The 8,579-nt window shown below is 43.9% G+C and carries 7 protein-coding genes, 14 tRNA genes and 1 rRNA gene; 1 reads left to right on the forward strand and 21 read right to left on the reverse strand.

The features are described from left to right. Positions 1–212 precede the first annotated feature (212 nt). Positions 213–1,721, forward strand: coding sequence for a glycine betaine uptake BCCT transporter (locus C6Y45_RS08585; RefSeq protein ID WP_107584824.1), 1,509 nt, complete (start codon positions 213–215; stop codon positions 1,719–1,721). A gap of 290 nt (positions 1,722–2,011) precedes the next feature. On the opposite strand, the gene lepB is transcribed toward C6Y45_RS08585, so the two are convergent. From lepB to C6Y45_RS08695, 21 genes are all read right to left on the reverse strand, one after another. Next, positions 2,012–2,590: a signal peptidase I gene (gene lepB, locus C6Y45_RS08590; protein WP_245922622.1), complete on the reverse strand. Its 579-nt coding sequence runs from the start codon at positions 2,588–2,590 to the stop codon at positions 2,012–2,014. Between the two features lie 803 nt (positions 2,591–3,393). Beyond that, a complete protein-coding gene (locus C6Y45_RS08600; RefSeq protein ID WP_107584826.1) occupies positions 3,394–3,699 on the reverse strand; it encodes an antibiotic biosynthesis monooxygenase family protein in 306 nt (101 codons plus the stop codon). A gap of 305 nt (positions 3,700–4,004) precedes the next feature. Beyond that, complete coding sequence (trmL, locus tag C6Y45_RS08605) at positions 4,005–4,496, reverse strand: tRNA (uridine(34)/cytosine(34)/5-carboxymethylaminomethyluridine(34)-2'-O)-methyltransferase TrmL (protein ID WP_107584827.1); 492 nt, start codon at positions 4,494–4,496, stop codon at positions 4,005–4,007. A gap of 26 nt (positions 4,497–4,522) precedes the next feature. Beyond that, on the reverse strand, positions 4,523–5,035 hold the full coding sequence (locus C6Y45_RS08610) for a hypothetical protein (protein WP_146159165.1): 513 nt from the start codon (positions 5,033–5,035) through the stop codon (positions 4,523–4,525). 57 nt (positions 5,036–5,092) lie between these two features. Then, a complete protein-coding gene (locus tag C6Y45_RS08615) occupies positions 5,093–5,617 on the reverse strand; it encodes a methylated-DNA--[protein]-cysteine S-methyltransferase (RefSeq protein WP_107584829.1) in 525 nt (174 codons plus the stop codon). A gap of 72 nt (positions 5,618–5,689) precedes the next feature. Next, entirely contained in the window at positions 5,690–6,835 is a 1,146-nt protein-coding gene (gene queG, locus C6Y45_RS08620; protein ID WP_245922623.1) for a tRNA epoxyqueuosine(34) reductase QueG, read from the reverse strand. A 200-nt stretch (positions 6,836–7,035) separates the two neighbouring features. Next, positions 7,036–7,121, reverse strand: a tRNA-Leu gene (locus C6Y45_RS08625). Positions 7,122–7,139: 18 nt separating this feature from the next. Beyond that, positions 7,140–7,229 (reverse strand) — tRNA-Leu (locus C6Y45_RS08630). Between the two features lie 35 nt (positions 7,230–7,264). After that, positions 7,265–7,338, reverse strand: a tRNA-Cys gene (locus C6Y45_RS08635). An 11-nt stretch (positions 7,339–7,349) separates the two neighbouring features. After that, a tRNA-Gly gene (locus tag C6Y45_RS08640) sits at positions 7,350–7,424 on the reverse strand. 5 nt (positions 7,425–7,429) lie between these two features. After that, positions 7,430–7,504, reverse strand: a tRNA-Gln gene (locus C6Y45_RS08645). A gap of 12 nt (positions 7,505–7,516) precedes the next feature. After that, positions 7,517–7,592, reverse strand: a tRNA-His gene (locus C6Y45_RS08650). 16 nt (positions 7,593–7,608) lie between these two features. Further along, positions 7,609–7,693: transfer RNA gene (locus tag C6Y45_RS08655), tRNA-Tyr, on the reverse strand. An 89-nt stretch (positions 7,694–7,782) separates the two neighbouring features. Then, positions 7,783–7,858 (reverse strand) — tRNA-Thr (locus C6Y45_RS08660). A gap of 5 nt (positions 7,859–7,863) precedes the next feature. Next, positions 7,864–7,939: transfer RNA gene (locus tag C6Y45_RS08665), tRNA-Phe, on the reverse strand. Positions 7,940–7,948: 9 nt separating this feature from the next. Then, positions 7,949–8,025: transfer RNA gene (locus C6Y45_RS08670), tRNA-Met, on the reverse strand. Between the two features lie 10 nt (positions 8,026–8,035). Next, positions 8,036–8,111 (reverse strand) — tRNA-Val (locus C6Y45_RS08675). Between the two features lie 43 nt (positions 8,112–8,154). After that, positions 8,155–8,229 (reverse strand) — tRNA-Glu (locus C6Y45_RS08680). A 5-nt stretch (positions 8,230–8,234) separates the two neighbouring features. Next, positions 8,235–8,327, reverse strand: a tRNA-Ser gene (locus C6Y45_RS08685). Positions 8,328–8,330: 3 nt separating this feature from the next. Continuing rightward, positions 8,331–8,405: transfer RNA gene (locus C6Y45_RS08690), tRNA-Asn, on the reverse strand. A gap of 79 nt (positions 8,406–8,484) precedes the next feature. Then, a 23S ribosomal RNA gene (locus C6Y45_RS08695) occupies positions 8,485–8,579 on the reverse strand; the annotation flags it as partial.

Here is an 8,579-nt window from a genome sequence, read left to right on the forward strand (position 1 = left end):
TATTTTCCGGAATGTCCCACAACTTTATTTTTACTTGCAGTTCTTCCGCTGAAAAGAATAAAGAAACAGCACAAATTGCCTTGCATCCACTATCGGAATTATAGTAAAATCAATAGTTGGTTGTTCAGCGGGATTCCTATTTAAATAGAACAAGGTGTTTTATTAAAGCAATAGGGTATAAAAAAATATGACAAATTGAAGAGGTGAACGCATTGAAAAAACTTACGCTTGTTTTTTGGGTTGCTTTAGGCATATTACTTTTCTTTGTAGTAGTAGGTGTCTTTACTCCTCAAACATTTGAAAACGTCACCGCTGAACTTCGCGGGATGATCTCTACTTCACTCGGCTGGTATTATCTCCTGGTTGTCACCGGGTTCGTTGGGATCTGTGCATTTATAGTTGTTAGCCCTTACGGTAAAATAAAGCTCGGCAAACCTGACAGCAAACCGGATTATAATTATCTCACCTGGTTTGCTATGCTGTTCAGCGCCGGTATGGGTATCGGTCTCGTATTCTGGGGAGCTGCTGAACCTATCTCCCACTATATGGTCGATGCGCCAATTGCCGATTCCGGTTCCAGCGACGCAATTCTTGAAGCGATGCGCTACTCCTTTTTCCACTGGGGAATACATGCATGGGGAATTTACGCTGTCGTTGCTATGTCCCTCGCTTATTTTAAATTCCGCCATGATGCTCCGGGACTTATAAGCGGGACACTGACCCCTGTCCTCGGTAAATACGCTAAAGGCCCTGCCGGCCACACAGTGGACATTATTGCCGTTATTGCTACAGTAGTTGGTGTATCAAGTACTCTCGGATTTGGAGCTGTGCAGATTAACGGAGGAATTGATTTTCTTTTCGGCGTTGGGAATAACTTCACAATTCAATTCATTATTATTGCTATCGTAACTGTTCTGTTTATGATTTCTGCCTATACAGGACTGAACCGTGGAATTAAAATTCTTTCCAATGTCAATCTGGTACTTGCTGCCACACTTTTTGCTTTTCTATTTATTTTCGGTCCGACGCTTTTCAACCTGAACTTGTTTACCGAAACGTTCGGCATGTATGTACAGCAGCTGCCGAGCATGAGTTTCCGTATCGCTCCGTTTGATGAAGATGAGCGGGCATGGATTGATGGATGGACGATTTTCTACTGGGCATGGTGGATCTCCTGGTCCCCATTTGTAGGTTCCTTTATTGCCCGTGTATCCAAAGGGCGTACACTGCGTGAATTTGTCCTTGGTGTACTGCTGGTACCTTCAATTGTCGGTTTCTTTTGGTTTGCAGTATTCGGCGGTTCAGGTATCTTCCTTGAACAGAATGGAACAGCTGCTATTTCCGAACTGGCTGCAGAAGCCGCACTCTTCGGGGTGCTCGACAACTTCCCTATGGGTACAGTGATGTCGTTTATTGCGATAACGTTAATTGTTACTTTCTTTATTACATCTGCTGACTCCGGAACATTTATTCTTGGAATGCAGACAACAAATGGATCACTGACTCCTCCTAAAACAGTGAAGCTTATCTGGGGGCTTATGCTTTCCACTACTGCTTCTATTCTTCTGTACACTGGAGGGCTTCAAGGGCTGGAAAATGCGATGATTATCGCCGCTCTTCCTTTCTCAGTTATTATGATTTTAATGACCTATTCGCTTATTAAATCTCTGCAGATAGAGAAGACTGCTCTAAGAGCCCAAGATTCAAAGAAAAGATCCTAAACATTAAGAAGGTGTTCCAGAGACCGTCTGGAACACCTTCTTTTTTGTTTATCTGCTCTATTAACATTTCAGGCTGTATAAGGCTTCTGCTCTTTACTTCTGCCGTGAAACCTCTCTGTTGTATTCCAGCAGCCTGCTGTAATCACCTCTGAATCTTTTCAAGTTTATTTTCCAGTGTACTCCAACCGGTTTATTTCTTCCTGATAAGATATGCGGGATTAGAAAATGTATGCAGAAATAAGAAAGCAAATCTGAAACCGTCTATAATTCTTGGCTTCTGTATAAAGATATTAGTAGAAAAACCTTATGCTTTGGGGAGGCCAGAATGCCATATTAGCTTTTCCTACGATTTCTTCTTCCGGAACAAATCCGATCTGCCGGCTGTCTATACTGTTTTTACGGTTATCCCCCATGACAAAAAAGTGGTCCTCCGGAACGACGAGCTCATCAGTTAAATCCTGCAGAGTGAAATCATCTGTAAAAATTTCAGGCCCGTTTTCATTTCTAGTTTCTTCCAAAAAATCCTCCTCCACTTCTTCTCCGTTTACATATAGTGCATCATTTTCGTAATAAATATCATCTCCAGGAAGACCTATAATTCGTTTAATGTAGTCAGATTCTTCATCAGCATGAAAAATTATCAGATCAAACCTTTCAGGTTCCCTCCACTCGTAATCTATTTTATTAACAATGATTCTTTCGCCGTCCTTTATCGTGGGCATCATTGACTGCCCGTAGACAATATAGTTGGCAAACACAAATTCCCGGACGATTAACGCAACAACAGCTGTAACAGCCGCTATTTTCATTAAAAACCATCCAATACTGCGCTGCTTTAATTTTTTATTAAACCCGTCCGGCTCTTTCATCTTCTTTCCTCCCTCACTTTATTATCCAAGGAATACTATTTACTGTATTTAATTGCCCGGTCATCCAATTAATAAACCAGCAGGACGATTAAATACTTCTGCAAATGGACACTTTTTAATTCCCTTTTAACAAAAGCCCTGGTAAAGCGACGTGGGCTCCGGTTTCCCTTTAACCTGCCGCAGCCGGCTTGAAAAAACGATCTGCCTCCGTTTTTATTTAAAGCTATGTTCGCTGACGGCTGGAGAAATACTTCGCTTCCAACCGGCCTGCCGTGGGGAAGATTTTTGGGCAGGATTTGCCCTATCCTCCAATCTCCTTCTTCCACGGGCCGGTTTCCGCTTCGTTCTTTCATAGGAAAAGAAAAGTTCTGCTTTTCATAAACGCTGCTCTTTATTCCATAATACCGATGCCTGGGCTGAGACACTTATGCAAAATTGGTCCATCATGATGGATGAAAACAGCCTTCTCTATCGTTCGTTTTACATCTTATGCTTTTTCCTTCAAAAGATGACAGAACGTGCTCGTTTTACCGGAAACTGAAGTGGACATGGAGGGACTCCTGAGCTATTAAGACCGGCCCCCCTCCGTCCAATCAGCTGAGGCCGGACCACTCGGCAAGCCTTTCCATGGAAACGAAAGCGGACGTCCATTTTTTTATTTTCAAGGCAGCCCTATTACAAGAAAAAGGAGGAACTCTAATAAACAGAAATACTTTTTTTCTTCGAGTCATAAAGAGCGAACATAGCAAAATCAAAAAAAGCTGCCCCGCTGAATAAGTAAATTCAGGGGGCAGCTTTCATTTTTATAAATGATGTACTGCTTCATATTCAAATATTTTGTTGCTTTGTGTGGGACTGCTGTCCAGATTTTCCCGGCGGCGCTTATGGGCTTCTTTGAAAGCATCACTGTTTATCCAATTTTCATAGTCACTTTTGGACTCCCACTTTGTAAGTACTACGGGATAATTTTCATCTTCTGATGGATCCAGATACATAAAATCAAGACATCCCGGTACTTTCCGCATATTTTCAGCGCTGGAACCAAAACGGGATGCTACATTTTCTCTGCCTTCTACGGGAACGTGCAGCTGATTCATAACTACGTACATCTTATCCCTCCTGTATACTGATAAAATCCTACATCCAGTATTATACGCTCTCCTTTCTTATTATGAAAAGGATAACAGATTGAACCTTTTTTTATTTCTTTAAACATGATATATTTTAAAGTAGAGTCCAAACAAGGAGGCGGAGTTATGGATCTACTTCTCATAATTGGAGTTTGTATTGTATTCCTTGTATCTATCTGGACAGGCGGATACAATGCGAAATCTACTAAAAGCTGATGTACTTAAACTGAAAAAAGGAGACGGAAGTTATATTCCGTCTCCTTTTTTTAATTTCACTGGAGCTTTTAAGTGGATGAAGAAACTTCTTTCAAAGCCGCAAAATCCTGCTGCCGCATTGCTTCATAAACCAGTATAGCCGCCGCATTAGACAGGTTTAAAGATCTGACAAGATTAGTCTGTGGGATGACCAGACAATTTTCAGCATATTTATCAGTAAGTTCTTCTGGCAGCCCTTTCGTTTCTTTACCGAAAACAAAAAAATAATCCTGATCAGTTCTGCTGTAATCCATTTCTGAATAATATTTATTACCGGAGGTTTCAACAAAATAAAACTCTCCTGCCGGGTAAGCCTGAATAAGCTCTTCTATACTGTCATGGTGGTTTACCCGGACGTTCGGCCAGTAATCACAGCCCGCTCTTTTCAGCATCCGGTCATCCGTGGAAAAACCAAGTGGATGAATCAGATGAAGGATAGTGTTGGTACCGGCACACGTTCTCGCAATATTTCCGGTATTAGCCGGTATTTCCGGTTCATGAAGCACAACATGAATACTCACTCTGCGTCTCTCCTCTGTTTCAATTATTATCCGTTGATCATTTCAAGAGATTCTACAAAATTTATTATATCACTGCTTGAAACGTCTCTGCCGATAACCTGATAATAAGGCATTCCCTGCTGAGGTTCTGCATACAAATCAAACTGGCGCACAAACGTGTACTGGAGATGCTGGTCAGCTTCTGGGAAGGCAGACCACTCCCCGACGTAGTCATCAATCATCAGAGTCTGGCTGTTCCCATCAATTTTTGCAGACACAGGCCAAGCTCCTTCGTTCATGTACAACCGGAGCTCTTCTTTATTCAAGCCTTGAATCTGTTGATCCTGAATCAGTTCAATCGTTCCTTTTTCTTTATGCTCATAAGTCAGTATAACTAAATTTTCATCATATATCGTTTCTTTAGCTGCCCACTCTTCCGACAGGCTTTCCGGCTGCAAAACATGAAAAGGAAGTTCATAGTCTGCACTGCTGAGAGTAGCATCTGTACCTCCACATCCGCCTGCCGTTAAAAATAAGATTAAAAATAACAGTTTTTTCATCTTATCCACCATATCCTCTGCTGCGATTTAAAGCACACAAATTTTATTCTCTAATTATCAGCTGCTCAGCGACTGGAGCACTCCTTCCTGTTCCAGAAGAAGAGTTTTCATATCCAGACCTCCTGCATAGCCTACAAGAGAACCATTCGCACCTACAACCCGGTGACATGGAATTACAATCGGCAGGGGATTTTGGTTATTGGCACCACCAACTGCACGTACCGCTTTTGGAACCCCCATCACTGCAGCAATCTCTTTATAAGACCTTGTTTCTCCGTAAGGAATCAACTGCAGCTGACTCCACACAAGCTTTTGAAAAGTTGTGCCCCGAAGGTCAATATCCAACTGGAATTCTTTACGCTCTCCTTGAAAATACTCTTCCAGCTGCTCTGCAGCCTGATCAAGCATATTCTCATCTTCTATCCATAAGGAACCCGGATCATGTTTCATCCATTTTCTTTTCATAACAGGCAGTTTTGTTTCTGCCGGACCGAATTGCACCATACATAATCCATGAGCAGTACCTGCCAGTGTTAAAACTCCGGCGGAAGTAATCAGTTCTCGGTAATATACCGGACTCATAAAGGTCCCTCCTTTAATTGCTTGCATTTCTATTCCAACTCTTCTGCATTACATCTGCTTTTTAAACAGCATTCAGCTTCTTAAAGTTGTCTGCGTATTGTTCAGGACACTGTAAATTTCGGATAAAACTTCTTCATCTTTTTCAGTTTCCGCTGACGCTTCCAGCATTTGATAAGTTTCACTGCTTTTTTCAATTTCTCCAATGGCCCAGGCAGCTGTACCACGTATTACAGGTCTTGGATCTTCTTTAAGCAGTTTTATCAAAGTAGGAAGAGCACTTTTTTCCTTAAACACACCAAGAGCTATAACAGCATTTCGCTGAATAGGTTTCTTCCCTCTCCACGACCCGGAAATGTGTCCGAACTTCTTTTTGAATTCTTTGTTGGACATTGAAAGGACTTCTTCCAGACGGGGCTTTACAACCTCCGGATCTGGTTCCATTTCAGGATGGTGATGAAAATCTTTCCCTTTATTTTCGGGGCATACAACCTGACAAGTATCGCACCCATACAGTCGGTTACCAATCTTTTTTCTATATTTTTCAGGCAGCATTGTTTTCGTTTGTGTTAAAAAGGCGACGCATTTAGTAGCGTCGAGCTGTCCTCCTTGTATGAGAGCTCCTGTTGGACAGGCATCTATACATTTTGTACAGGAGCCGCACTGATCCTCCAGAGGCTGGTCTTCTTCAAGCGGCACAGTCGTAATCAAATCGCCAAGATAAACGTACGAACCGAATTCAGGGGTAATTACAGCACAGTTTTTTCCGCTCCAACCGATCCCTGCACGTTCTGCGACTGCTCTATCGGAAAGTTCACCAGTATCAACCATTGATTTAGATCGCGCACCAGTCACCTTTTTTTGTATAAACTCTTCTAACAGATTAAGCTTTCTTCTTAGAATATGATGATAATCTTCTCCCCAGCTTGCCCGGCAGAATATCCCCCTCCGGTCCCCTTTAACGGAACGCGGGGCATCCTTCATTTTTGATGGATAAGCGAGGGCAATGGAAATAACCGTTTTCGCTTCAGGAAGCAGAAGCTCAGGTGTTGTTCTTTCTCCAAGTGTCCCTTTTTCGAAGCCGGAAACATAGCCTTTCTCCTGCTGTACACGGAGACGTTCCTTCAGAGTAACAAAAGGATCCGCTGCAGCAAAGCCGATTTTATCCACACCTATTTCTTTGCTGTAATCGATTATTTCCTGTTTCAGACCGCGGTTCATACGCATTTCCTCCGTTTCTTTTCAAACAATGAAAAAGCAGCGAGTTTTTCTTCTAAGGAAAACTCACTACTCGAATGGTGGGCGGCCGATATCAGGATTGCTTCTGTAAAAATTCTACTACTTCCCTCTAAAGCTGTCAATAATGTAAAAAAGGCAACAAAAAAAGCAGCTTTCCGCTGCCTGAATAATGAATAGCTATATGGTACCGGAGGCGGGACTTGAACCCGCACGCCTGTGAGGGCATTGGATTTTGAGTCCAACGTGTCTGCCATTCCACCACTCCGGCTTACAATGTAAGCAGTTTTGGTGCCGAGGGCCGGACTCGAACCGGCACGGTAATATACTTACCGCAGGATTTTAAGTCCTGTGTGTCTGCCAATTCCACCACCCCGGCAGAAAATCTGTCACAGCAGAGTTAAGTATTAAAATTGGAGGCGACAACCGGATTCGAACCGGTGATGGAGGTTTTGCAGACCTCTGCCTTACCACTTGGCTATGCCGCCTCAAAAAAGTATGGAGCGGGAAACGGGATTCGAACCCGCGACCCCCACCTTGGCAAGGTGGTGCTCTACCACTGAGCTATTCCCGCAGAAATGGCAGGGCTAGCAGGATTCGAACCTGCGAGTCACGGAATCAAAATCCGATGCCTTACCGCTTGGCTATAGCCCTAAAATATAAAAATGGGGCGGCTGATGGGAATCGAACCCACGAATGCCGGAATCACAATCCGGTGCGTTAACCACTTCGCCACAACCGCCGTAAAGAAAAATAAATGGTGGAGGGGGAGAGATTCGAACTCCCGAACCCGAAGGAGCGGATTTACAGTCCGCCGCGTTTGGCCAGCTTCGCTACCCCTCCATATAAAATCTTTACTCAGAGCGTTCCTACTGCCTTTTTAAAGATACGCTTAATATTATCAAACGCTCCACAAGTGGTCAAGTAAGAAATGGTGCTGGCCAGAGGACTTGAACCCCCAACCTACTGATTACAAGTCAGTTGCTCTACCAATTGAGCTAGGCCAGCAAAAGTGGTGGCTCGGGACGGAATCGAACCGCCGACACACGGATTTTCAGTCCGTTGCTCTACCGACTGAGCTACCGAGCCTTATGTAATTGGTTGCGGGGGATGGATTTGAACCATCGACCTTTGGGTTATGAGCCCAACGAGCTACCAGACTGCTCCACCCCGCGGCAATAAGAATGGTGGAGGATGACAGGCTCGAACTGCCGACCCCCTGCTTGTAAGGCAGGTGCTCTCCCAACTGAGCTAATCCTCCAGCTTATTTGCTGCTTATGTAAAATATATTTGTGTAAGTATAATGGTGACCCGTACGGGATTCGAACCCGTGTTACCGCCGTGAAAGGGCGGTGTCTTAACCACTTGACCAACGGGCCATATCTGGCGGAGAGCGAGGGATTCGAACCCTCGGTACGGGTTAAAACCGCACACACGATTTCCAATCGTGCTCCTTCGGCCACTCGGACAGCTCTCCAGATGGCTCCACAGGTAGGATTCGAACCTACGACCAATCGGTTAACAGCCGATTGCTCTACCACTGAGCTACTGTGGAATATTATTAATCTGTCCTCTCAAAACTGGATAACGCGTGTAAGAATTGATTCACGGTCTGTTGATACGCCGGTTGTTTGTTGGTTAAGCCCTCGATCGATTAGTATCTCTCAGCTTCACGTGTCGCCACGCTTCCACACGAGACCTATCTACCTCATCGTCTCTGAGGGATCTT

The sequence above is a fragment of the Alkalicoccus saliphilus genome (assembly GCF_003044065.1).
Taxonomy (GTDB): Bacteria; Bacillota; Bacilli; order Bacillales; family Salisediminibacteriaceae; genus Alkalicoccus; species Alkalicoccus saliphilus.

Bases quoted from the DNA above. Each gene is read 5' to 3' on its own strand.
- C6Y45_RS08610 (WP_146159165.1), bottom strand. From the start codon at position 5,035: ATGAAAAAACTGTTATTTTTAATCTTATTTTTAACGGCAGGCGGATGT.
- C6Y45_RS08600 (WP_107584826.1), bottom strand. From the start codon at position 3,699: ATGTACGTAGTTATGAATCAGCTGCACGTTCCCGTAGAAGGCAGAGAA.
- queG (WP_245922623.1), bottom strand. From the start codon at position 6,835: ATGAACCGCGGTCTGAAACAGGAAATAATCGATTACAGCAAAGAAATA.
- lepB (WP_245922622.1), bottom strand. From the start codon at position 2,590: ATGAAAGAGCCGGACGGGTTTAATAAAAAATTAAAGCAGCGCAGTATT.
- C6Y45_RS08615 (WP_107584829.1), bottom strand. From the start codon at position 5,617: ATGAGTCCGGTATATTACCGAGAACTGATTACTTCCGCCGGAGTTTTA.